23 protein-coding genes are annotated in these 23,675 nt (G+C 62.3%); 10 read left to right on the top strand and 13 right to left on the bottom strand.

What is annotated here, in order from left to right; translation table 11 throughout:
- Positions 1-50 precede the first annotated feature (50 nt).
- Together hydA and D0Y60_RS19375 are read left to right on the top strand one after the other, a co-directional pair.
- Entirely contained in the window at positions 51-1,505 is a 1,455-nt protein-coding gene (gene hydA / locus D0Y60_RS19380) for a dihydropyrimidinase (RefSeq protein ID WP_117371608.1), read from the top strand.
- Entirely contained in the window at positions 1,505-1,882 is a 378-nt protein-coding gene (locus D0Y60_RS19375; protein WP_245409239.1) for a hypothetical protein, read from the top strand. The genes hydA and D0Y60_RS19375 overlap by 1 nt, the downstream gene beginning before the upstream one ends.
- Before the next feature lie 119 nt (positions 1,883-2,001).
- On the opposite strand, the gene D0Y60_RS19370 is transcribed toward D0Y60_RS19375, so the two are convergent.
- A complete protein-coding gene (locus tag D0Y60_RS19370) occupies positions 2,002-2,415 on the bottom strand; it encodes a cupin domain-containing protein (RefSeq protein ID WP_117371607.1) in 414 nt (137 codons plus the stop codon).
- A gap of 119 nt (positions 2,416-2,534) precedes the next feature.
- Between D0Y60_RS19370 and D0Y60_RS19365 the strand changes: the two genes are divergently transcribed.
- The 8 genes from D0Y60_RS19365 (at position 2,535) to D0Y60_RS19330 (ending at position 12,232) form a co-directional block, all read left to right on the top strand.
- A complete protein-coding gene (locus D0Y60_RS19365; protein ID WP_117371681.1) occupies positions 2,535-3,335 on the top strand; it encodes an ABC transporter ATP-binding protein in 801 nt (266 codons plus the stop codon).
- Positions 3,335-3,670: a hypothetical protein gene (locus tag D0Y60_RS19360; protein ID WP_117371606.1), complete on the top strand. Its 336-nt coding sequence runs from the start codon at positions 3,335-3,337 to the stop codon at positions 3,668-3,670. Before D0Y60_RS19365 ends, D0Y60_RS19360 begins: the two co-directional genes overlap by 1 nt.
- 3 nt (positions 3,671-3,673) lie before the next feature.
- The gene (locus D0Y60_RS19355; protein ID WP_117371605.1) at positions 3,674-4,558 is read left to right on the top strand and encodes an ABC transporter permease; all 885 of its coding nucleotides are present in this window, start codon (positions 3,674-3,676) and stop codon (positions 4,556-4,558) included.
- On the top strand, positions 4,555-5,424 hold the full coding sequence (locus D0Y60_RS19350) for an ABC transporter permease (RefSeq protein ID WP_117371604.1): 870 nt from the start codon (positions 4,555-4,557) through the stop codon (positions 5,422-5,424). The genes D0Y60_RS19355 and D0Y60_RS19350 overlap by 4 nt, the downstream gene beginning before the upstream one ends.
- Positions 5,425-5,449: 25 nt before the next feature.
- On the top strand, positions 5,450-6,442 hold the full coding sequence (locus D0Y60_RS19345; RefSeq protein ID WP_117371603.1) for an ABC transporter substrate-binding protein: 993 nt from the start codon (positions 5,450-5,452) through the stop codon (positions 6,440-6,442).
- Between the two features lie 357 nt (positions 6,443-6,799).
- Positions 6,800-7,960: an efflux RND transporter periplasmic adaptor subunit gene (locus D0Y60_RS19340; RefSeq protein ID WP_245409238.1), complete on the top strand. Its 1,161-nt coding sequence runs from the start codon at positions 6,800-6,802 to the stop codon at positions 7,958-7,960.
- 119 nt (positions 7,961-8,079) lie between these two features.
- Positions 8,080-11,394, top strand: a complete 3,315-nt coding sequence (locus tag D0Y60_RS19335; protein WP_117371601.1) for an efflux RND transporter permease subunit — start codon at positions 8,080-8,082, stop codon at positions 11,392-11,394.
- 154 nt (positions 11,395-11,548) lie between these two features.
- Complete coding sequence (locus tag D0Y60_RS19330; RefSeq protein WP_117371600.1) at positions 11,549-12,232, top strand: Crp/Fnr family transcriptional regulator; 684 nt, start codon at positions 11,549-11,551, stop codon at positions 12,230-12,232.
- 9 nt (positions 12,233-12,241) lie between these two features.
- Here D0Y60_RS19330 and D0Y60_RS19325 read toward each other — a convergent pair whose 3' ends face one another.
- The 12 genes from D0Y60_RS19325 to D0Y60_RS19270 all read right to left on the bottom strand — a co-directional run bounded on the left by D0Y60_RS19325 (position 12,242) and on the right by D0Y60_RS19270 (position 23,669).
- Positions 12,242-13,078 carry a GGDEF domain-containing protein gene (locus D0Y60_RS19325; protein WP_158565525.1) on the bottom strand — a complete coding sequence of 279 codons (837 nt, stop codon included), beginning with the start codon at positions 13,076-13,078 and terminating at the stop codon, positions 12,242-12,244.
- A 111-nt stretch (positions 13,079-13,189) separates the two neighbouring features.
- Positions 13,190-13,810 (bottom strand): Urease operon accessory protein, encoded by a 621-nt coding sequence (locus D0Y60_RS19320; protein WP_117371598.1) that lies wholly within the window; start codon positions 13,808-13,810, stop codon positions 13,190-13,192.
- Between the two features lie 10 nt (positions 13,811-13,820).
- A complete protein-coding gene (locus D0Y60_RS19315) occupies positions 13,821-14,240 on the bottom strand; it encodes a lysozyme inhibitor LprI family protein (RefSeq protein ID WP_117371597.1) in 420 nt (139 codons plus the stop codon).
- 9 nt (positions 14,241-14,249) lie between these two features.
- Entirely contained in the window at positions 14,250-14,504 is a 255-nt protein-coding gene (locus tag D0Y60_RS19310) for a DUF1272 domain-containing protein (protein WP_117371596.1), read from the bottom strand.
- A gap of 224 nt (positions 14,505-14,728) precedes the next feature.
- The gene (locus D0Y60_RS19305; RefSeq protein ID WP_117371595.1) at positions 14,729-15,847 is read right to left on the bottom strand and encodes a branched-chain amino acid ABC transporter substrate-binding protein; all 1,119 of its coding nucleotides are present in this window, start codon (positions 15,845-15,847) and stop codon (positions 14,729-14,731) included.
- A gap of 113 nt (positions 15,848-15,960) precedes the next feature.
- Positions 15,961-16,305, bottom strand: coding sequence for a DUF6867 family protein (locus D0Y60_RS19300; protein ID WP_117371594.1), 345 nt, complete (start codon positions 16,303-16,305; stop codon positions 15,961-15,963).
- Between the two features lie 21 nt (positions 16,306-16,326).
- Complete coding sequence (locus D0Y60_RS19295; RefSeq protein WP_199564235.1) at positions 16,327-17,052, bottom strand: ABC transporter ATP-binding protein; 726 nt, start codon at positions 17,050-17,052, stop codon at positions 16,327-16,329.
- Entirely contained in the window at positions 17,052-17,957 is a 906-nt protein-coding gene (locus D0Y60_RS19290; RefSeq protein WP_117371592.1) for an ABC transporter ATP-binding protein, read from the bottom strand. The genes D0Y60_RS19295 and D0Y60_RS19290 overlap by 1 nt, the downstream gene beginning before the upstream one ends.
- On the bottom strand, positions 17,957-19,345 hold the full coding sequence (gene livM / locus D0Y60_RS19285) for a high-affinity branched-chain amino acid ABC transporter permease LivM (RefSeq protein WP_117371591.1): 1,389 nt from the start codon (positions 19,343-19,345) through the stop codon (positions 17,957-17,959). Before livM ends, D0Y60_RS19290 begins: the two co-directional genes overlap by 1 nt.
- A 2-nt stretch (positions 19,346-19,347) precedes the next feature.
- The gene (locus D0Y60_RS19280) at positions 19,348-20,250 is read right to left on the bottom strand and encodes a branched-chain amino acid ABC transporter permease (protein WP_117371590.1); all 903 of its coding nucleotides are present in this window, start codon (positions 20,248-20,250) and stop codon (positions 19,348-19,350) included.
- Positions 20,251-20,536: 286 nt separating this feature from the next.
- Positions 20,537-22,963, bottom strand: a complete 2,427-nt coding sequence (locus D0Y60_RS19275) for an FAD-dependent oxidoreductase (RefSeq protein ID WP_117371589.1) — start codon at positions 22,961-22,963, stop codon at positions 20,537-20,539.
- Between the two features lie 151 nt (positions 22,964-23,114).
- Complete coding sequence (locus tag D0Y60_RS19270) at positions 23,115-23,669, bottom strand: sarcosine oxidase subunit gamma family protein (protein ID WP_245409237.1); 555 nt, start codon at positions 23,667-23,669, stop codon at positions 23,115-23,117.
- Between the last annotated feature and the right edge of the window lie 6 nt (positions 23,670-23,675).

Here is a 23,675-nt window from a genome sequence, read left to right as displayed (position 1 = left end):
GTCTTGCGCTTCAGGCGCCAGCAAAAATTAAAGACAGGGAACGAACCAACATGAGCACAGTCATCAAGGGCGGAACCGTTGTCACCGCCGACCTGACCTACAAGGCGGACGTCAAGATCGAGGGCGGGAAGATCGTCGAGATCGGCCCGAACCTCTCCGGCGACGAGGTGCTGGACGCGGCAGGCTGTTATGTCATGCCCGGCGGCATCGATCCGCATGTGCATCTCGAAATGCCCTTCATGGGTACCTATTCGGCCGACGATTTCGAGAGCGGCACGCGCGCCGGCCTTGCTGGCGGTACGACCATGGTGGTGGACTTCTGTCTGCCCGATCCCGGCCAGTCGCTGCTTGATGCGCTGATGCGCTGGGACAACAAGTCGACCCGCGCCAACTGCGACTATTCCTTCCACATGTCGGTGACCTGGTGGGGCGAGCAGGTCTTCGACGAGATGAAGACGATCGTCGAGGACAAGGGCATCAACACCTTCAAGCATTTCATGGCCTACAAGGGCGCGCTGATGGTGAACGACGACGAGATGTTCGCCTCGTTCCAGCGCTGCGCGGCGCTTGGCGCGCTGCCGCTCGTCCATGCGGAAAACGGTGACGTCGTCGCCGCCATGCAGTCGAAGCTGATGGATGAGGGCAACAACGGGCCGGAGGGACACGCCTATTCGCGCCCGCCGTCCGTCGAGGGCGAGGCGACGAACCGCGCCATCATCATCGCCGATATGGCGGGCGCGCCGCTCTACGTCGTGCACACCTCCTGCGAACAGGCGCATGAAGCCATCCGACGTGCCCGTCAGAACGGCATGCGCGTCTATGGCGAACCGCTGATCCAGCATCTGACGCTCGACGAGAGCGAATATTTCAACAAGGACTGGGACCATGCCGCCCGCCGCGTCATGAGCCCGCCCTTCCGCAACAAGCAGCACCAGGATTCGCTCTGGGCCGGTCTTGCCAGCGGCTCGCTGCAGGTGGTCGCGACCGACCATTGCGCCTTCACGACCGACCAGAAGCGCACGGGCGCGGGCGATTTCCGCAAGATCCCGAACGGCACCGGCGGCCTGGAAGACCGCATGCCGATGCTCTGGACCAACGGCGTCAACACCGGCCGTCTGACGATGAACGAGTTCGTCGCCGTGACCTCCACCAACATCGCCAAGATCCTCAACGTCTATCCACGCAAGGGCGCGATCCTCGTCGGCGCGGATGCGGACATCGTGGTGTGGGATCCGAAGCGCTCCAAGACCATTTCTGCCAAGAGTCAGCAGTCCTCGATCGACTACAATGTCTTCGAGGGCAAGGAGGTCGTCGGCCTGCCGCGCTACACGCTGACGCGCGGCGTCGTCGCCATCGAGGAGAGCACGGTGAAGACCCGCGAGGGCCACGGCCAGTTCGTCAAGCGCGAACCCTTCGCCGCCGTAAGCAAGGCGCTGTCGACCTGGAAGGAGATCACGGCGCCGCGCAAGGTGGAGCGCAGCGGCATTCCGGCGAGCGGCGTCTGATGCCGGCCGCCCGCGCCCTCCCCGCGCTCTTCATCTGTCTTCTGCTCGCCGGTCCGGCTGGCGCGGCGGCCGATATCGTCGACGGCAGCTATGGCGACAAGGACGGTTGCCTCTATTCCGAAACCGGCGAATCCTCCGGCTCCGACATCTTCTTCCTGCTCAACAAGGAGGGCGTGACCACCGCCGTCTCCTATTGCGAATTCAAGGGCGACGGCAAGCAGGTCGGCGGCGCGACGACAGTCACTGCCGAATGCCATGAGGAAGGTTCCGAGGACGTCACGCCCTACGAACTGACGCTGACGCCCGAAAATGGCGGCTATACGATCAGCTTCCCTGACGGCGCGCGCTGGGGGCCGCTGAAGCGGTGCAAGAAATAATGGGCGGGCGAAGACGTTTAGAGCAATTCCAGCAAAAGTGCGCAGCGGTTTTGCGTCCGGCATCGCGTGAAAACAAAGAGATAGAGCGTTTTCGCGATTCGGAGAAAAGCGGAAATGTTTTATCGCGGAACCAGCGCCTCGAGATGCGGCAGAAGCACCACGCTCTCCTGCTCGTGGGGATCTGTCCGGGCAATGACCGCCGACGCCGGCTGGTCGGAGAGATTGGCGGGCAGATGCGGCATACCGGCCGGGATGTAGAACATCTCGCCCGCCTTGACGATCACGTGGTTCTCCAGCCGCTCGCCGTACCAGGTATGCGCCTCGCCGGAGAGCATGTAGATCGCCGTCTCGTGGCTCTCGTGCATATGCGCCTTCGCCCGGCCGCCCGGAGGGATCGTCAGAAGATGCATGCAGATGCCCGAGGCGCCGACGCTTTCGCGCGCGATACCTTCGAAATAGCTGAACCCCTGCTTGCCGTCATAGGTGCTGCCCGGTCGCACGATCCTGCAGTCGGCTTTCGTTTCACCCGTCATGTTCCTCTCCCCCGAAAGAATTCCGTGCCCAAAGTGATAGCGAAGACAAAGCCGATTGCAATGCCGGAAAGGGACATGCAGTCTGCCGGAAACCGCGCCGTGCGAGGCGCCGAAAGATGATGAGCATGGCCCCAGCGAATACCGTCGTCTGTGCAAAGGATCTCGGCCTCACCTTCCAGACCGCCGATGGCCCCGTCACTGCGCTGACGGGCGTCAATCTCACTGTCGAAAAGGGCGATTTCGTCTCCTTCATCGGCCCGTCCGGCTGCGGCAAGACGACTTTTTTGCGTGTCATCGCCGATCTGGAAAAGCCAACCTCCGGCACCATCACCGTCAACGGCCTCACGCCGGAAGAAGCCCGCCGGCGCCGCGCCTATGGCTATGTCTTCCAGGCCGCAGCGCTTTATCCCTGGCGCACGATCGAGAACAACATCGCGCTGCCGCTCGAAATCATGGGCTATTCGAAGGCCGAGCAGCAGGCGCGCATCGCCAAAACGCTCGACCTCGTCAACCTCACGGGCTTCGGCAAGAAATATCCCTGGCAGCTGTCCGGCGGCATGCAGCAGCGCGCCTCGATTGCCCGCGCGCTCGCCTTCGACGCCGATCTTCTCCTGATGGACGAACCCTTCGGCGCGCTCGACGAGATCGTGCGCGACCATCTCAACGAGCAGCTCCTGAAACTCTGGGACGCCACCCAGAAGACGATCTGCTTTGTCACCCATTCGATCCCGGAAGCCGTCTATCTCTCCACGAAGATCGTCGTGATGAGCCCCCGCCCCGGCCGCGTCACCGACATCATCGAATCGCCGCTGCCCAGGGAGCGCCCGCTCGATATCCGCGAAACACCCGAATTCCTCGAAATCGCCCACCGCGTCCGTGAAGGCCTGCGCGCCGGCCACAGCTACGAGGAGCATGCGTGATGAAGCTCTCCTTCGTGCTCTGGCTGTTCGGCGCCACCGCCGTCTTCATTGGTGCGGCCACCTCGTCGCGCGCCTATATCGGCACCACGAACATTCTTTATCTGCTGCTCTCCATGGCGCTCTACATCGTCGGCAACCTGATGATGCTGAAGCTGATGCGCGAGGGCGGGCTCGGGCTTGCCATCTCGCTTTCGGCCATCACGCAGCTGCTTCTGGTCAATGTCATCGCCTTTTTCTTCTTCGGCGAGCGGCTGAGCCAGACGCAGCTGGCCGGCGTCGCGCTCGGCATCCTTGCCATGGGGCTGATGCTCATGCCCTCCCCGGCGCGGAGCTAAGCCATGGGGGAAGCAAGCTTTTTAAAAGACCGCCTTCTCCCCATCGGCACCGTGGTGCTCGCGCTCCTCGCCCTCTGGTATGTCTTCGTCGTGGTGCTGAATGCGCCCTTCGAGCGCGACACCGCCGCCCGCGCCGGCACGACGATCGGCTTCACGGAGCTCCTGCCGAAGACCATGGCGCAGGAGCGGCCCGTGCTGCCGGCACCGCATCAGGTCTTCGCCGAGCTCTGGGATACCACCGTCAACAAGGCGATCACCTCGAAGCGCAGCCTCGTCTATCATGCCTGGGTCACGCTCTCGGCAACGCTGCTCGGCTTTGGCATGGGGGCGGTGCTCGGCATCCTGCTTGCTATCGCCATCGTGCACAACCGCGCCATGGACCGTTCGCTGATGCCCTGGGTCATCGCCAGCCAGACGATCCCCATCCTCGCGATCGCGCCGATGATCATCGTCGTCCTGAACGCGGTCGGCATATCCGGCCTGATGCCGAAGGCGCTGATCTCGACCTATCTGTCCTTCTTCCCCATCGTCGTCGGTATGGTGAAGGGCCTGCGCAGCCCCGAACAGATCCAGCTCGACCTGATGCACACCTACAATGCCTCAGCCGCCCAAACTTTCTGGAAGCTGCGCTGGCCGTCCTCCATGCCCTATCTCTTCACCTCGCTGAAAGTGGCGATCGCCATCTCGCTCGTCGGCGCGATCGTCGGCGAATTGCCGACCGGCGCCGTCGCGGGCCTTGGCGCACGCCTGCTGGCAGGCTCCTACTATGGCCAGACGGTACAGATCTGGGCGGCCCTCTTCATGGCGGCGGCGGTTGCGGCCCTGCTGGTCATCGTCGTCGGCTTTGCCCATAGCCTTGTCCTCAAGCGCATGGGGGCACGGGCATGAACCTTTCTATCCTCTTTGCCGCCATCGTCTTCTGGCTTGCCGCCTGGGCGCTCAACGAATGGCTGGTGCGCCGGAAATTCGTGAACCCCGCGGCCAGTCGCGCGGCGCGCATCGCCGTGCCGCTGATCTTCGGCATCACTATCCTCGTGCTGTGGGAAGGCATCGTCAGGGGCTTCAACGTGCCCTCCGTGCTGCTGCCGCCGCCGAGCATGATCTGGGCACGGCTGATCAACTCGGTGCCGACGCTCTGGGCGGATTTCCGCCAGACCTTCCTGAAATCGGTGATCACGGGTTATGCGCTCGGCTGCGGCCTCGGCTTCCTCGTCGCGATCCTCATCGACCGCTCGCCCTTCCTGCAGAAGGGCCTGCTGCCGCTCGGCAATTTCGTCTCGGCGCTGCCGGTCATCGGCGTCGCACCCATCATGGTCATGTGGTTCGGCTTCGACTGGCAGTCCAAGGTCGCCGTCGTCGTCATCATGACCTTCTTCCCGATGCTGGTGAACACGGTCTCCGGCCTTGCCGCGACGAGCCACATGGAGCGCGACCTGATGCGCACCTATGCGGCCGACTGGTTCCAGACGCTCGTCAAGCTGCGCCTTCCCGCCGCCTGGCCCTTCATCTTCAACGCTCTCAAGATCAACTCGACGCTGGCGCTGATCGGCGCCATCGTCGCCGAGTTCTTCGGAACTCCCATCGTCGGCATGGGCTTCCGGATTTCCACGGAAGTGGGCCGCATGAATGTCGACATGGTCTGGGCCGAAATCGCGGTTGCCGCGGTGGCTGGTTCCGCCTTCTATGGGGCGGTCGCGCTCATCGAGCGGATCGTCACGTTCTGGCATCCGTCTGTCCGTGGTGGACAGGCGTAAAACAAAGAAGAAAGAGGGAACTGACATGAAAAAGACGATTGCTTCCATGCTTCTCGCAAGCGCCTTCTCGCTTGCCGCTTTCCAGGCGGAGGCCGCCGACAAGGTGACGCTCCAGCTGAAATGGGTGACCCAGGCCCAGTTCGCCGGCTACTATGTCGCGAAGGACAAGGGCTTCTACGAGGAAGAAGGCCTCGATGTCGATATCAAGCCGGGCGGCCCGGATATCGCCCCGGCACAGGTAATCGCCGGCGGCGGCGCCGACGTCATCGTCGACTGGATGCCCTCCGCACTCGCCACCCGCGAGAAGGGCGTGCCGCTGGTCAATATCGCCCAGCCGTTCAAGTCCTCGGGCATGATGCTGACCTGTTTGAAAGAATCCGGCGTCAAGGGTCCTGAGGATTTCAAAGGCAAGACGCTGGGCGTCTGGTTCTTCGGCAACGAATATCCGTTCCTCTCCTGGATGAGCCACCTGAAGATCCCGACCGAAGGCGGGCCTGACGGTGTGACGGTCCTCAAGCAGGGTTTCAACGTCGATCCGCTGTTGCAGAAGCAGGCGGCCTGCATCTCGACCATGACCTACAACGAATATGGTCAAGTTCTCGACGCCGGCATCAAGCCGGAGGACCTCGTGACCTTCAAGTATGAGGACCAGGGCGTCGCGACGCTGGAAGACGGCCTCTACGTTCTGCAGGATAAGCTCGCCGACCCGGCCTTCAAGGAAAAGATGGTCAAGTTCGTGCGCGCCTCCATGAAGGGCTGGAAATATGCCGAGGCGAACCCGGACGAGGCCGCCGGAATCGTGCTGGAAAACGACTCGACCGGCGCGCAGACCGAGGCGCACCAGAAGTTCATGATGGGCGAAGTCGCCAAGCTGACCGCCGGCTCGAACGGCGCGCTCGACGAGGCGGACTACAAGCGCACCGTCGCCTCGCTTCTGGCCGGCGGCTCCGACCCGGTCATCTCCAAGGAGCCGGAAGGCGCCTGGACGCATGAGATCACCGATGCAGCCTTGAAGTAGTCGCATCTTCCGATGGCATAGACGTGCGGGGCCACAAGCCCCGCACGTTTCGTTTCTGGGCATGGAATTCTGCGGCGACCGGTCGCGATTGCCATGGAAAAGCCAAACGTATAAAATAATGAGGCACCATTCCGTTGCCTCTTGTAAGGCTGACGGGCGCCAATTACATAGACCGCACAGTGGGAAACTTGGGAGAGGCCGACATTGCCGTTTCCGTGTCCGCTATACTGGCAGGAATAGGGTCCGGAAAACAAAAAGAACGCCCGGATCACGATCATATACGTCATGCTCTTTGGGAAAGTTCGGCCAATGGCTTTTGGACATAGGAAAGTCCTCTCTTTTTCGGTCGCCGCTTTGATGACGGCAACGCCGGGTCTCGTGCTCGCTGCCGATGCGGCAACGGCAACCGGCGAAACGAAGCAGCAGACCGAGAACCTGCCGGCGATCGTCGTCAGCGCCGCCGAGACGCGCACCATCGTCGACCGCGTCATCGCGACCGGCACGGTGCAGGCCGTCGAGGAAGTTTATGTGGTTCCGTTGGTCGATGGCCTCTCCATCCGCACGCTCGCCGCCGATGTCGGTGACACGGTCGCGGCGGACGGCACGCTCGCCACCCTGAACGACGATACGCTCATTCTGCAGAAGAGCCAGACCGAAGCCTCCCTCGCCAAGGCGAAGGCAGCACTGGCGCAGATCAAGGCGCAGCAGGTCGAGGCGAAAGCCAATGCCGACGAGGCCATCCGCGCCCGCGACCGTGCGTTGAAGCTGGTGAAATCCGGCTCGCAATCGCAGGCTAATGCCGATCAGGCGGTGGCAACGGCCGATGCCGCGCTCGCCCGCGTAAACTCAGCCGAACAGGCGATTGCCGTTTCCGAGGCCGACATCAAGGTCGCCGAAACCCAGATCGACGATATCGCCCTGAAGCTTGCCCGTACCGCCGTGAAATCGCCGGTTGCAGGCGTCGTCGCCGCCCGGACGGCGAAGATCGGCGCCATCGCCAGCGGCGCCGGCGCGCCGCTCTTCACCGTCATCCGCGATGGCGAAATCGAGCTTAAGGCTGATGTATCGGAAGATACCGTGCTTAAGCTGGCCGCCGGCCAGAAGGCGACGGTCAAGCTTGCCGGCGGCGCCGCGTCGCTGACGGGGACGATCCGCCTCGTCGAGCCGACGCTCGACCCGCAGAGCCGGCTTGGCCGCGTCTATATCCACTTCGACGAACCGGGCAAGGCCCGCGCCGGCATGTTCGCCAGCGCCGAGATTGTCGTCGCGGAGCGTGACGGTATCGTGCTGCCGCTCTCGGCCGTCACGACGGCCGACGGCAAGACGGTGGCGCGCAAGGTCGAGAACGGCGTCGTGAAGCTGGTGCCGGTCGAGACCGGTATACAGGACGGCCAGGTTCTCGAAATCGTCAGCGGCCTGAAGGCCGGCGACGAGGTCGTGGCGAAAGCCGGTGCCTATGTCCGCGACGGTGATAAGGTCAATCCGGTGCATGCCGAGCAGGCCTCGGCGACGAAATGACGTAAGGCCCTTTCCGAAAGGGCCTATAATGCCGGGCCGGGGCGCCTGGTGGCATGCGGGTGAGCCGGGAGGGGCCGGAACCCGTTAACGTCTGGTCTCTTTACAAGGACTTTGGGGACATGAACTTTTCAGCTTGGTCCATTCGCAATCCGATTGCGCCGCTGCTCGCGTTTTTCCTGCTGATCTATGTCGGCATTTCCTCGTTTTTTGCGCTGCCCATCACGCGGTTCCCGAATATCGACGTGCCGATCATCGCCATCAACGTGACTCAGAGCGGCGCCGCCCCGGCCGAGCTCGAGGTTCAGGTCACCAAGGAGATCGAGGACGCGGTCGCCGGCATCGAGGGCGTCAAGGACATCATGTCCACCGTCACGGACGGCAGCTCGCTGACCTCGGTGCTCTTCGAGATCGAAAAGCCGACGAACCAGGCGCTTCAGGACGTCAAGGACGCGATCGACCGCATCCGCAGCGACCTGCCGGCCTCGGTTGAAGAACCCGTCGTCACGAAGATCGATGTTGAGGGCCAGGCGATCCAGACCTTTGCCGTCTCCTCGCCCAACATGACACTCGAGGAACTGTCCTGGTTCGTCGACGACAAGGTCAAGCGCGCGCTGCAGGGCCAGGCCGGTATCGGCAAGATCGACCGCTTCGGCGGCGCCGACCGCGAAGTGCGCGTCGACCTCAACCCCGACAAGCTCGAATCCTACGGCGTCACCGCTGCCGATGTGAACCGTCAAATCCGCAGCATGAACGCGGATGCCGGTTCCGGCCGCGGCCAGATCGCCGGCGCCGAACAGGCGATCCGCACGCTGGGCGATGCCCGATCGGTGGAAAAACTCACCAACACGATGATCGCGCTGCCGAACGGCCGCTTCGTGCGCCTCGCCGAACTCGGCAAGATCACCGACACTTATGAGGAACCACGTTCCTTCTCGCGCTTCAACGGCAATCCGGTGGTCACCTTCGCGGTCTTCCGCTCGAAGGGCGCCAGCGAAGTGACCGTGGCGGAATCCGTCGAGAAGGCGCTTACCAAGGTGCGTGCGCAATATCCCGACGTGTCCATCGAGATGGTCGACGACAGCGTCTATTTCACCTATGGCAACTATGAGGCGGCACTGCACACGCTGGTCGAAGGCGCGCTTCTCGCCGTGCTCGTCGTGTTCCTGTTCCTGCGCAACTGGCGTGCCACGCTGATCTCGGCCGTGGCGCTGCCGCTGTCGGCAATCCCCACCTTCTTCGTCATGGACATGATGGGCTTCTCGCTCAATCTCGTGTCCTTCCTGGCGCTGACCCTGGCGACCGGCATTCTCGTCGATGACGCGATCGTGGAGATCGAAAACATCGCGCGGCACATCCGCATGGGCAAGACGCCCTACCGCGCGGCCATCGAAGCCGCCGACGAAATCGGCCTTGCCGTCATCGCGACGACCTTCACCATCATCGCGGTCTTCGTGCCGGTCTCCTTCATGCCGGGCATTCCGGGCCAGTACTTCATCCAGTTCGGCCTGACGGTTGCCGTCGCCGTGTTCTTCTCGCTGGTGGTGGCGCGTCTTATCACGCCGGTCATGGCAGCGTATCTCATGCGCGCGCATGATGCGGATGGCCATGGCGAGGAGAAGGAAGGCGCCTTCATGCGCGGTTACACCTGGCTCGTCAGCAAGACGACGGGCAAGTGGTATGCCCGCTACGCGACCCTGGTCGCCGCCTTCGCCTTCCTCGTCGCCTCGGTCATGCTGCTCTTCACCGTGCCCGGCAGCTTTCTGCCGCCGGAAGACGCCTCGCGCGTCGTTCTGTCGGTCGAGCTGCCGCCGGATGCGATGCTCGAAGATACCGACCGCACAACCACGCAGATCTTTGACCGGGTCAAGGGCATCAACGGCGTGCAGAGCGTCTTCGTGCTCGGCGGCTCCTCGCCCAAGGGCGACCTCGAACTGCGCCGCGCCTCCGTGACCGTCATCCTCGACAAGCTGGAACATTCGCTGCTCCACAAGCTGGTCAATGACGTCTTCGGCCGCATCCCTGTCATCGGGCCCTATCTGCCGAAAATGGAAGCCAACGGACGACTGCGTCCGCAGTGGGATATCGAGAAGGAAATCTTCGCGACGCTGCGCGACATTCCGGACGTTCGCATCATCAAGCTCAACGACCGCGGCGAGCGCGACCTGGCGTTCAACCTGCTCTCCAACAACGAGGCGGACCTCAACGCCACGGTCGGCGTGCTGGAAGCCAAGCTGCGGGCCGACCCGGTGCTCTCCAATGTCAGCTCGGAAGGCTCGTTGCCGCGGCCGGAACTGCAGATCCGCCCGCGCGACGACCAGATGGCCCGCTTCGGCATCACCACCGCGCAGATCTCGGAGATCGTGCGCGTCGCCACCATCGGCGATATCGACTCCCAGCTCAGCAAGGTCTCGCTGGATGACCGCCTGATCCCGATCCGCGTTCAGGTTGCCCGCGATTTCCGGGCCGATCTTGGCGCTATCCGGAACCTCAAGATCCAGACGTCCGCCGGTCAGTTCGTGCCGCTGTCGAGCGTCGCGGACATCGATTATTCGGAAGGCCCGAGCTCGGTGAAGCGCCACAACCGTAACCGCGTCGTGCAGATCGGCTCCGACCTTCGTCCGGGTGTCGCGCTCGACACGGCGACCGCCCGCTTCAAGGAGATCGCCGCCAGCGTCGACATGCCGCCCACAGTGCAGTTTGCCGAAAGCGGCGACGCAGAGGTACAGGCGGAAATGCAGCAGTCCTTCGGCAACGCCATGCTGCTCGGCCTTCTGCTCGTGCTGATGGTTCTCATCCTGCTCTTCAAGGACGTGATCCAGCCTTTCACCATCCTGCTCTCGCTGCCGCTCGCCATCGGCGGTGTGGCGGCAGGCCTGATCCTGACACAGAACGCGCTCTCCATGCCCGTCCTCATCGGCATCCTGATGCTGATGGGCATCGTGACGAAGAACGCCATCCTGCTCGTCGATTTCGCCATCGAGATGATGCACAAGGGCATGAACCGCGTGGAAGCGATGATCGAGGCCGGCCGCAAGCGCGCCCGTCCGATCGTCATGACCTCCATCGCCATGTCGGCCGGCATGCTGCCTTCCGCGCTCGGCGTCGGCGAAGGCGGTTCGTTCCGCTCGCCGATGGCAATCGCCGTGATCGGCGGCATCATTGTGTCGACCGTGCTCTCGCTCGTCGTCGTGCCGTCCTTCTTCCTGATCATGGACGACCTGTCGCGCCTGCTTGGCTGGCTCTTTGGCCGCTTCGTCGGCAAGAAGGATCAGGAGTTGCTCGCCATGGAGCCGGAGGCGCTGACCCGCCTCGCCGACCAGACGAGCCGCGATGTCGCCGATCTCGAAAAGCGCATAGAGACACTCGAGAAGAAGGCGACTGGCGAGCGCAAGCCATTTACCGTCGTGCATCACTCGCCGCTTGCGGCCGAATAGACCAGAAGGGTTTCGATCAAAAACGGCCGGTTCGATTGATCTCGAACCGGCCGTTTTCTCTGATTGATCGAAATCAAGTCGGGATTGCCCGACCTCGACTATCGTTCTCCCATTAAAGAGCAAGGAATGCCTGCGGGAGCGCGGAGTGAGATCGATGAACAGGCTGATGAAACCCGGTATACGGGAACGGGAAACCCTTCTGAATTCCGGCCTTCTGGCGGCGCTCGGCGTGGAAAGCGTCGCAGCGATGATGGAGATTGCGGTGATCGGCAACCTGCCGGCGCGCCAGATCCTTTTCCGCGAGGGTGAGCCCGCCGACCTCCTGCATTGTGTACTGTCGGGCTATGTCCGCGTCTACAAGCTCGATCCCGACGGCCGCGAGGCCGATGTTGAACTCTACGGCCCCGGTGACCTCATCGGCGCCAGCGTCGTGCTTGACGGCGGTCGCTACACCGCGACGGCCCAGGCTGCCGAACCCGCACTGATTGCCCGATTCGACCTGAAGCGTGTGCGCGACATCGCAAACCGCCGGCCGGACCTCGCCGTGGCGCTCACCCACGCGCTTTCCGCCCAGCTCGCAAAAGCCTTTGCAAGCCTCGCCAACGACCGGCTACATACCGCCCCGCAGCGCGTGGCGCGTTTCCTGCTCGCCCATTGCATCGTCGAGGGCAAGCCGGCAAGCTTCCGGTTGCCCTACCAGAAGAGCCTGCTTGCCGGCAAATTGGGGCTTGCGCCGGAAGCCCTCTCCCGCGCTTTCTCCATGCTGCGCGGCTACGGCGTCAATGTTCGCGGCCGCCTCGTCCATATCAACGACCCGGAAGCGCTTCGCCGGGTTTAAAGCGGGCCGTTATGCGCGGCGGCGACCGCCGCCGGCGGCAACGCGGCGGCTTGGCGCCAGCAGCTCGTCGCTCTCGTCTTCATGGATCGTCCGGTCGCGTCCGAACGACTTTGCGAGATAAAGCGCCCGATCTGCCGCTTCGAATGTAGCCTCGAACGCGCGCGCCGCCCCATGGTCGGCAATGCCGACAGAGAGAGTGACAGCGACCGGCCTCCCGCCGGTCTGGATACGGCGCGCGCCCACCGAGCGGCGAGCCTCCTCCACCAGCAGGGAGCAATCGCCGCGATCATCGCTGGAAATCAGCACGGCAAACTCCTCGCCCCCGAACCGGCTGACGAGGTGGGCTGGCTCGAAAACCCGCTTCAGCTCTTCCGCTACAGCAACGATCACCGAATCGCCAACCGCATGGCCATGCCTGTCGTTGACCAGCTTGAAACGGTCGATATCGAACAGCACCAAGAAGCCATTAACCTTCGTCTCCACCATCTCTGAAAAGGCACGCCGATTGAGAAGGCCTGACAGCGGGTCGAGCCGGCTCAACCGCTCGAATGCCGCCCGTGACAAGGAGAGTTCATGGACGGCCGTGCCGATCAGCCAAGCCAAAAGCGCCGTGACACTGGCAGCAATGAGGATGGTGGTCGACCCGCCGAAGCCGAGCGCGGTACCGAACGGATAGGGCAAAAGACCGAAATTCGCGAGGATCGCGGCAAACATCAGATAGGTCGCAGTCGCCAGCGCCGTCGCAACCAGAACGGCGTTCAGCACGAACGTCCAGATATCGGCGTTCGTTTCGAAGCCGCCCAAATCTATCTGTGCCCTCAGCCAAAGGGCCAGCCTGCCACGCATCGATCTCTCCATAATGTACGGAGGGACCATAGGACCTTTTCTTTCAGAGACGGCTAAAGCAATCGATAGAAGTTTAATCGTCCCGTTTTGAAACGTCGATCCCCGCGGGCGTCACCGGAGAGCATCGAAACGGTCAAGCCGGCGCCTGGCGATTTGCGACTCCGTCCAGCGCCGCTCGGCGGCAAAGGGGTGCCACTGCCAGCCCTCATGGCCGAAGCCGGCGAGGCAGACGCGGTCGTCGGGCGTGGCGATGTTGGCAAGCACGTGGGCAATCACAATCAACCCCGAACTCGGCACAACATAGGGCGACGGATCGAAGGCAGCGAGTTCGGCATCGACGGCGTGGTGCACCGCCGCAGGGACGACTTTCAGCACACGCCCCGTGACGCGGGCGAATGTCGCGAAGCCCTCCGTATAGTCGTCGCAGAAATCGTCGAGATCGGGATGGCTTAAGGCAAGCGGCGCCCGCATGGCGGCAAAAACCGAAGCCGTACGCACGCACCAGATTTCTTTCGCCTGCCGCACGGTCCGGCTTGACTTCCAGCGCCCGCCGGCCAGCATCTCCAGGGCCGGGCGACCGGTGTTGCAGGCGGCAATGATATCGGTCTTCCAGCCGCCACGCCCGGCCGAGCGGCAGCCGTTGAAGCGGATCACCAGATCGGCGCCGTCTATCAACCCCGCCAAGCCATCCGGAATGACGCCGTTCCCGACGATGGCAATCCTGCGCGACACCGGGCGTCCCTCAGTTCTGTTGTTCGTAAACGGCCTTCAACTCATCGGTCCGCTTGCGCGTGAGATCGGCTAGGCAACCGGAGACCAGCATCGGTTCCATGGACCCGCCGCGCGCCTCGAAACCGGCGAATTCGCACTGGCCATCGCGATAGCCGATCCAGGCCCGCTGGGCGCGCTTCAACGCATCAACCGCGCCGACATAAGCCTCACCCATGTCCTTGACGTTGTCATCCATCTCGCGCGCAGCGGCAACAGCCTTCTTGTAGGCGACGTTCAGCGCCTTGTCGGCCTGCTGGTAGTCCTTATCGGCGCAGATGTTCATGTCCATCTGCGTTTGGGCATTTTCGCAATCGATGTCCTCAGCGGCGCAAAGCGATGCCGAGGCGAGAAAGGCGGCGAGGAAAACGCCGGAGAAACGGTTTGATATCATGTCCTGCCCTCACGCCGCTTCCGCCGGCCTGCAGCCTTCGGCCTTGAGCACGCGCCGGGTCGAGGCCGGATATTTCACAAGCAGTGCTGCCGGCCGCACCGGCCGGCGCACGAAATCGCCGCCGCAGTTCGGGCAGGTGCCGCCCAGCACCGCCTCAACGCAATCGGCGCAGAAGGTGCATTCGAACGTGCAGATCAGCGCGTCCGGGCTTTCCGGCGGCAGGTCGCGGTCGCAGCATTCGCAGTTGGGTCGAAGCTCAAGCATGGTCTCCCCCGGTCGGTTTACAGGAGCGCGCTTCAGGAAGGGTGTTCCAGCAACGCGCCTCGCCTCCTCCGACTTTCGACATGCCGGCGCGGTTAGGCAAGCGGTAAATGAAGGGGACACGGTTTTCACCCTATCCCACCAAAGAAAAAGCCCGGCACGGCGGCCGGGCTTGAGGCAATTCGGTCGGGCGGCGTGCATGCGCCGCCCGTTCCGTGAAAAACCTATTACTGGTTTTCGACGTAGGTGTACTTACCGTCGTCACCCTTCTTCCAGGTGTACATCACGTAGTCAGGACGGGTGATGTCGCCCTTTTCGTCGAAGCCGAGTTCGCCGATAGCGGTCTTGAACGGACCCTTCGCCTTGATGGCTTCGGCAACGGCCTGCGGGTCTACGCCGCCGGCAGCCTTGGCGCCTTCAGCAATAACCTGAACAGCAGCGTAGGAGTACAGCGTGTAGGCTTCCGGCTCGAAGCCCGACGCGCGGAACTTTTCGACGAGTTCCTTTGCAGCTTCGTTCTTGCGCGGATCCGGAGCGAAGGTCATCAGCGTACCGTCGACGGCGTCGCCGGCGATCGAAGCCAGTTCGTTCGAAACGATACCGTCACCCGACATGAAGGTTGCCTTCAGGCCCTGGTCGGCAGCCTGGCGTTCCATCAGGCCGAACTCGGTGTGCAGACCGCCCCAGTAGACGACGGAAACGCCGGCTTCCTTCATCTTGGCGATGAGAGCGGAGAAGTCCTTGTCGCCGATGTTGACGCCTTCGTAAAGCGCTTCGGTGATGCCGGCTTCGTTCATTGCCTTCTTGGTTTCGTCGGCAAGGCCCTGGCCATACGGGGTCTTGTCGTGAACGACAGCAACCTTGGCGTCCTTGAAGTTGGCAGCGATGAAGGAGCCTGCTACGGCGCCCTGCTGGTCGTCACGGCCGCAGGTACGGAAGGTGTTCCACAGGCCGCGTTCCGTGTAGGTCGGGTTCGTGGACGCCGGCGTGATCTGCAGGATGCCGTTTTCAGCGTAGATTTCCGATGCCGGGATGGAGACGCCCGAGTTGAAGTGACCGACGACAAACTTGACGCCGTCAGCGACGAACTTGTTGGCGACCGAAACGCCCTGCTTCGGGTCGGAGACGTCGTCGCCGAGCACAATCTTGATCTGCTCGCCGTTGATGCCGCCGGCTGCGTTGATGTCGGCAGCAGCCTGCTCGGCACCCTTCTGCAGCTGTGCGCCGAAGGCAGCGTTCGGGCCGGTGATCGGGCCACCGACGCCGATCAGGATGTCGGCCCAGGCGCTGCCGCTGAAAGCGACCATTGCAGCCAAAGCAACAGCCGACATGAGAGACTTCTTCATATTATTACTCCCAAATTTGATTGCGGGTTCGTTTCAACCGGTCGCAACACCCACATTCATTGCGCCGGTATCTTTAGACCGCGGCCGACAACCGGTCGCGGCGTTCCCTCTGGTTACTTGGACTTCCAGGAAAAGGGCGAGGCCTTTTCATAGAGCCAGTAGTAGTTATTCGTCATTTGCCGCGTACGGTAATAGCGATAGCCGAGCGTAGCAAACAACAAAAGCACGACGGTGTCCACGACATAGTACTGTGGCGTGAGCATGGTGCCGTGGAACAGCGCGTGGTGCACGAAACGGATAGCAGCGCCCAGAAGAAGGACGTAGACAACAAGCGTTCCGTAGTTCTGCCAACCGTCCGCAACACTCTTGCCCGTGCGCCAGGCGGTCCAACCACCCATGATCACGGTGATGAAGAGGAACTGCCAGATGGACGGTTCTTCGTAGAGAATTCCCTGCATTTTCTTCTCCTCTCGACCGCCTTAGTGGCGTCCGCCTTCCAGGTAGGCGGCGCGCACTTCCGGATTGGCCAGAAGCTCCTTGCCCGAACCGCTCATCGTCACCTGGCCGTTGACCATCACATACGCCCGATGGGAGAGCTTGAGCGCGGCAAAGGCGTTCTGCTCGACAAGGAACACCGTTAGCCCCTGTTCCTCGTTCAAAACCTTGATGGCGTCGAAGATCTGCTTGATGATCAGCGGCGCGAGGCCCAACGACGGTTCGTCGAGAAGCAGCAACTTGGGACGCGCCATCAGCGCGCGGCCGATTGACAGCATCTGCTGCTCGCCGCCCGAAAGCGTGCCGCCGCGCTGAGACTGGCGTTCCTTGAGCCGCGGGAAGAGCGTGAAGATCTTTTCCACGTCCTCGTTGAAATACTTCAGATTGTCGAGGCTCGCGCCCATCTGGAGGTTTTCATAGACCGTCATGCGCGGAAAGATGCGGCGCCCTTCGGGCGACTGCGCGATGCGACGGCGCGCAATAAGATGCGTCGGCAGGCGGGTGATGTCCTCGCCATCGAAAATGATCGAGCCGGTGCGGGCCTGCGGGCTGCCGCAGACCGTCATCATCAAGGTCGACTTGCCGGCACCGTTGGCACCGATCAGCGAGACGATCTCGCCCTTCTTGACCTCGACATTGACGCCGGCGAGCGCGCGGATGTTGCCATAATAGGTTTCCACGCCCTGAACGCTGAGAAGTGTATCGCTCATCAGTGCGAGCCCCCCTGCGTGCCGTCGTTTTCCGCGATCACCTCGATCTCCTCGATCACCTCTTCGACCTCATCATCTTCAACACCGAGATAGGCCGCGATAACCTTCGGATCGTTCTTCACATGGTCTGGCGTGCCGTCGGAGATCTTCTGCCCGTATTCGAGCACGACCACATGATCGGAAATCTCCATGACGACCGACATGTCATGCTCGATAAGCAGGATCGACGTGCCGCTGTCGTTGCGGATCGAGCGGAGCAGATCATTGAGTGCTGCCGATTCACGCGGATTGAGGCCGGCGGCCGGTTCGTCGAGGCACAGAAATTCCGGTCCCGTACACATGGCGCGGGCGATTTCGAGACGTCGCTGCGCACCATAAGGCAGATCCCCGGCCGGGTCGTCGGCACGCTCGATGAGGTTCGCCTTCTCTAGCCAGTACTTGGCGATATCGATCGATTCTGCTGCTGCCTTCTTGTAAGTGGGCAGGCCGAGCAGGCCGAGGATCGTGTAGCCGGAGGCTTTCATCAGCGCATTGTGCTGGGCGACGAGCAGGTTTTCGAGAACCGTCAGACCCGAGAAGAGCCGGATGTTCTGGAAGGTGCGCGCCACCTTGGCATCGCGGTTGACCTCGAAGTCGGTCATGCGTTCCAGCAGGAACTCCTTGCCCGCCTTCTGACGCATCGTGATCATGCCCATGGTCGGCTTGTAGAAGCCGGTTACACAGTTGAACACCGTGGTCTTGCCAGCACCGTTCGGGCCGATCAGCGCGGTGATATCGCCGCGATGGGCTTCGAAGGAGAGGTCGTTGATGGCCATAAGACCACCGAAGCGCATCGAGAGATGCTCGACTTTCAGGATGGGATCGTTCGTCATCGTATTCGTCGCTATCTTCGTCTCGGGCGCCATCAGCCGTGCCCTTCCTTGGTGAAGCTGCCGGAGACGGACTTGCGCTCCCGAAGGAAGGCGGTCGGTTCACGGCTTCCGACGAAGCCGCGCGGCTTCCAGACCATGACGACGACCATCGCCAGACCGAAGATCAGCATGCGGTAGAGTTCCGGCGTGAAGTCCGGTCCGAAGACCGCCTTCAGGAAGGTCATCTCGCGCAGGAGCTCCGTGCCGCCGACCATCACCGCCGCCGCAACGGCGATACCGACGAGCGAACCCATGCCGCCGAGAACCACGATGGCGAGAATGATCGCCGATTCCAGGAAGACGAAGCTCTCCGGCGAGACGAAGCCCTGGCGCACGGCGAAGAAGGAGCCGGCAAAGCCGCCGAACATCGCGCCGATGGCGAACGCCGTCAGCTTGGTCGTGACCGTATTGATGCCGAGCGAACGGCAGGCGATCTCGTCTTCACGCAGCGCTTCCCAGGCACGGCCGATCGGCATGCGGCGCAGGCGGATCGTCACATAGGCGGTGAGCAGAGCCAGCGCCAGGATGAGATAGAAGAGGAAGATCTTGTAATAGGCCGACGACATCGGCAGACCGAAGGCCTTGGCGAAGTTGTTCGGCGCGCTGACGTCGAAAGACCAGATACCGAAGATCGAGGCCTTCGGAATGCCCGAGACGCCGAACGTGCCCTTGGTCACTTCCGTCCAGTTGATCAGCACGAGGCGGATGATTTCCCCGAAGGCGAGCGTCACGATGGCGAGGTAGTCGCCCTTCAGACGCAACACCGGGAAGCCGAGGATCATGCCCCAGAAAGCGGCCAGGATGCCGGCGAGCGGCAGAAGCACCCAGAAGGAGAAGCCGAACTGCTGCGATAGCAATGCGTAGGAATAGGCGCCGACCGCGTAGAAGGCGACGTAACCGAGGTCGAGCAGACCGGCAAGGCCGACGACGATGTTCAGACCCCAGGCCAGCATTACATAGATGAGGATCTGGATACCGAAGTTGTCGACCCATTTCAGCGAGCCCTGCACGCCGAAGAGCATGACCATCAGCGGCGGATAGATCAGCAGTGCTACAATCGCGATCTTGCTGAAATTGCGCTTGAAAAAGCTTTCTTCCGTATCGGCTGCTACCTTCGACGCCGCGGCCTTGCGGGCGGCCATCGAGGGCTGGAAATAGGCGACGGTCAGGAAGCGGCCGACGGCGGCGATGATCACGAAGATCGCCAGCAGACCCCAGCGCTGGTTCAGCACGAGTTCGTTGCGGATGTTCTGCGTGGTCTCGAGACCGACGAAGAGGACGAAGAGGCCGAGCGCGATGATGCCGGCAAAAATGCCCTCGCGCAGAGCCCGCGCCGTCAGGTTACCGCCGGCGCTCTCATTGGTGTTCGAAATGTTGGACATGATCAAACCTTCTCGACTTCCGGTCGTCCGAGAATACCGGACGGCTTGAAGATCAGGACGATGGCGAGGATGGAGAACGTCGCGACGTCCTTGTAGTCGATGGTGAAGTAGGCGGACCACAGGCTCTCGATGAGGCCGATGAGAAGGCCACCGAGAACGGCACCCGGAAGCGAGCCGATGCCGCCCAGAACCGCGGCCGTGAAAGCCTTGACGCCCGGAATGAAGCCGTCGGTGAAGACGGTCACGCCGTAATACATCAGGTACATGGTGCCGGCGACGGCCGCCAGCGATGCGCCCATGATAAAGGTCACGGAGATCGTGCGGTCAACGTCGATACCGAGCAGCGCCGCCATCTTGCGGTCCTGTTCGGTGGCGCGCTGGGCACGGCCGAGCGAGGTCTTGTTGACGATGTACCAGAAGACCGTGAGCAGCACGACCGTCAGCACCATGATGATCAGCTGCTTGAGCGAGATCGCGATGCCGAAGACGTTATAGACCGAGGAGACCAGCGGCGGGATCGGCTTGTTGCGCGGACCCTGGGTCACCTGGATGAAGTTCGACAGCGCAATCGACATGCCGATCGCGGTGATCAGCGGCGCAAGCCGGAAGGATCCGCGCAGCGGCCGGTAGGCCACCTTCTCGATCGTCCAGTTCCACAGCGATGCGGTAAGCATCGCCGCGGCGATCATGACCAGAAGCAGCAGCACGACCGGAAGGCCGGCGAAGACGCTGGTCAGAAGAAGGAAGGTGATGAGAGCGGCAAATCCACCCAGCATGAAGATATCGCCGTGGGCGAAATTGATCATGCCGATGATGCCGTAAACCATGGTGTAGCCGATGGCTATCAAACCATAAATAGATCCAAGCGTCAGCCCGTTGACGAGCTGCTGGATGAAATACTCCATATATAATCCCCCGGATGCGGTTCCTGAGGGCCGCATCTCTTGTTCTTGACGCTCATTTTTGAGCTTGTTTAGACAAGGGGGATTCCATACCGCTTTCGATACAAAAGGGAAGCCCAAAAAGCCCCGATCGACAATTTCTTTAGTAAGAAGCGTTAAATGACGTAATTAACGCCACGGAAACCAAAAAATCGGCAGGAAAATCGGCGTCTTTGCGCAAAATGATGCACAAAGCGCGAAAACGGCGCCGTCCCAATCTGGGACATCGCCGCCTCACGTTACGGGACAATCAGGCGCGCATTTTCGCGCCCGAGGGATCGAACAAAGGTTCGGCCTGAAGACGCGCCGGAAGCACCTCGCCCAGAAGTTCGATCGACCATCCGGCCGCAACGTCCGCGATCTCCTTTGGCACATAGCCGACGGCGACCGAAAGGCCTGACGCATGGGCATAGCCGCCCGACGTCACCCAGCCGCGCACTTCGCCATCGAGATAGATCGGCTCGTCGCCGATCACATCCGCATCCTTCGCCTCGAGGATGAAGGTGCGCAGACGCAACAAGCCGCCAGTCTCGCGTTCCGCTTTGGCCGCTTCCTTGCCAATGAAGTCGGCCTCCTTGCGCAGCGCGACGAAACGTTCCAGCCCGGCCTCCAGCGGGCCGTAGAGCGGGCGATATTCGCGCGACCAGCTGCCATAGGATTTTTCGAGCCGCAGCGCATTCAAGGCACGCAGCCCGAAGAGGCGGATGCCGAATTCAGCACCGGCATCGAGGATGAGGTCATAGAGATAGCGCTGGTATTGCGGCTTCATCCAGATTTCATAGCCGAGATCGCCGGTATAGCTGACGCGCCCGACAATGGCCGGCGCCATGCCGAGATCCATGCGGCGCACATCCATGAAGCCAAAGGCCGACGTGGACAGGTCCTGATGTGTCAGCTTCTGCAGCACATCGCGCGCCTTCGGACCGGCAATGGCAAGGCCGACGAGCGACAGGTTCAGCGCTTCGAGCGCCACCGAGCCATCGTCCGGCAAGTGGCTCTCGAACCAGCGCATGTGGTAGTCTTCCGCGATGCCGGAGCCGATGAGCAGGAAATCGCCCTCGCCGAGCTTGGCCAGCGTGAAATCGCCGATCAGCTTGCCGTCGTCCTTCAGCATAGGCGCGAGCGTCATGCGGCCGATCGCCGGAATGCGACAGGTCAGCAGCCGGTCGAGCCAGGCTTCGGCACCCCTGCCCTTCACCGCATATTTCGCAAAGCCCGACGTCTCCATCAGTCCGACGCTTTCACGCACGGCCTTGGCCTCCGCGCCGACCGTGTCGAAATCCGTCGAGCGGCGCCAGGAGAAATGATCCTCGACGCCCTCGGGCGCGAACCACAGCGGCGCTTCGAGACCGTAGGAGGCGCCGAAGACAGCACCGGCGGCCTTGAGCTTGTCATAGATCGGCGTGGTCAGCAGCGGGCGTCCGCCCGGCAGCTCCTCGTTCGGATAGCGGATGGAGAAGCGGCGGGAATAGTTTTCGCGCACCTTGGCATTGGTGTAGCCGAGTGTCGCGAAATCACCATAGCGCGCGACATCCATGGCGAAGACGTCGAAACCGGGATCGCCGTTGATCATCCAGTTGGCGAGCGCCAGCCCCACGCCGCCGCCCTGGCTGAAACCGGCCATGACCGCGCAGGCCGACCAGAAATTCGTCATGCCGCGCACCGGGCCGACGAGCGGATTGCCATCCGGCGAGAAGGTGAAGGGGCCGTTGATGACCTTCTTGATGCCTGCCTTGTTGAAGGCCGGGAAGTGGCGGAAACCGACTTCCAGCTCCGGCGTGATGCGCTCGATGTCTTCTGCAAGCAGTTCGTGGCCGAAATCCCAGGGCGTGTTGAGCGGCGACCAGGGACGGCAGGCCTTTTCATAGGTGCCCATCAGCATGCCGTTGCGCTCCTGGCGGAGATAGATTTCCCCGTCGAAGTCGACGCAGTGCATCAGTTCCTTGCCACGCGTCTGGTTGAACTCGATCACCTCCGGCATGTCCTCGGTGATGAGATACATGTGTTCCATGGCCAGAACCGGCAGTTCAAGACCGACCATGCGGCCGACCTCGCGCGCCCAGAGGCCGCCGCAATTGACGACATGCTCGGCGATGATCTCGCCCTTATTGGTGATGACGCGCCAGCTGCCGTCCTCGCGCTGCACGAGGTCTTCCACCTTGGTGTGCAGATAGATGTCCGCGCCGTTCTTCTTGGCCGATTTCGCGTAGGCATGCGTCGTGCCGTAGGGATCGAGATGGCCTTCGACGGGATCGAACACCGCACCGACAAACTGGTCGGGGTCGAGCAGCGGCATCAGGTCGTGCGCTTCCTTCGGCGTCAGCAGATGCGCGTCCAGCCCCATGTAACGGCCCTTGGCAAGGATCGACTTCATCCAGTCGAAACGGTCCTTGGTCGACGCGAGCATCATGCCCGACGTCATGTGCAGGCCGATATCCTGGCCGGAATAGTCCTGGATCTCCTTGTAGAGCTCCACCGTGTATTTCTGCAGCTTGGCGACGTTGGGATCGCCGTTGATCGTGTGCATGCCCCCGGCGGCGTGCCAGGTCGAGCCGGAGGTCAGTTCCGAGCGTTCGACGAGCACGACATCGGTCCAGCCGAATTTGGTGAGGTGATACAGGACGGAACAGCCGACGACGCCGCCCCCGATGACGACGACCCTTGCATGGCTCTTCATGAAAAACTCCGGCTTGGCGGGTTAAAGGGAACTTCGTGCTGCAGAAGAAGCACAGCCTATTTTGTCCCCCGGAGGCCTCACAAGCCCGTGGTGCGAAACCTCATGTCGCTTTGTCGATTTTGGATGTCGGGCAGCGGCGCGCGGACCGTCGTCAGCGCGTCGCGAAATCCACGGACAGGTCGTGGCTACGCGCCATCACCTTGAGATCATCGACCAGAGCCTCGGCGAAGCTGCGCATCACCACGAGGTCGAAACTCTCGTTTCCGGTACGGGCAAGGTTGATCGAAAGATGGCTGCACAGCACATTCGCCGCGCGCCCGACCGGGAAGGCATCCGCATGCAGATCGACCGCAATGCCGTTTGCAAGGATGCGGGCGGCATCCGGCCCCGACAAGGTCAGTACGACCCGGCCATGGCTCTGATCGACGACGAAGGCGAAATCGCCGAGCCGGACGGAAAGCTCGGCGGCCAGCGTTTCCGGCGCATGCACCTCCGACAGGACGAGCCATTCACCGGGACCGGAGAAGCGCGCCTCGAACTCACCGCTCGACAAAAGAATGCCGGCGGCCTCGGCCGTTTGGCCGGGAACAGCGAGCACCATGGCGACGGCCGTCGTGCGATGCACGGAGAGATGATTCGCCCGCCGCTCGGCAATCGCGCCGATCGTTCCGTCGAGGGCATGCACCGCCTGATATTCGTAAGCCATCGCCTC

This window comes from Shinella sp. WSJ-2 (genome assembly GCF_003432075.1).
Classification (GTDB): Bacteria; Pseudomonadota; Alphaproteobacteria; order Rhizobiales; family Rhizobiaceae; genus Shinella.
The sequence above is the reverse complement of the archived record's forward strand: the minus strand, read 5'-3'. Positions and strand labels throughout refer to the sequence as shown.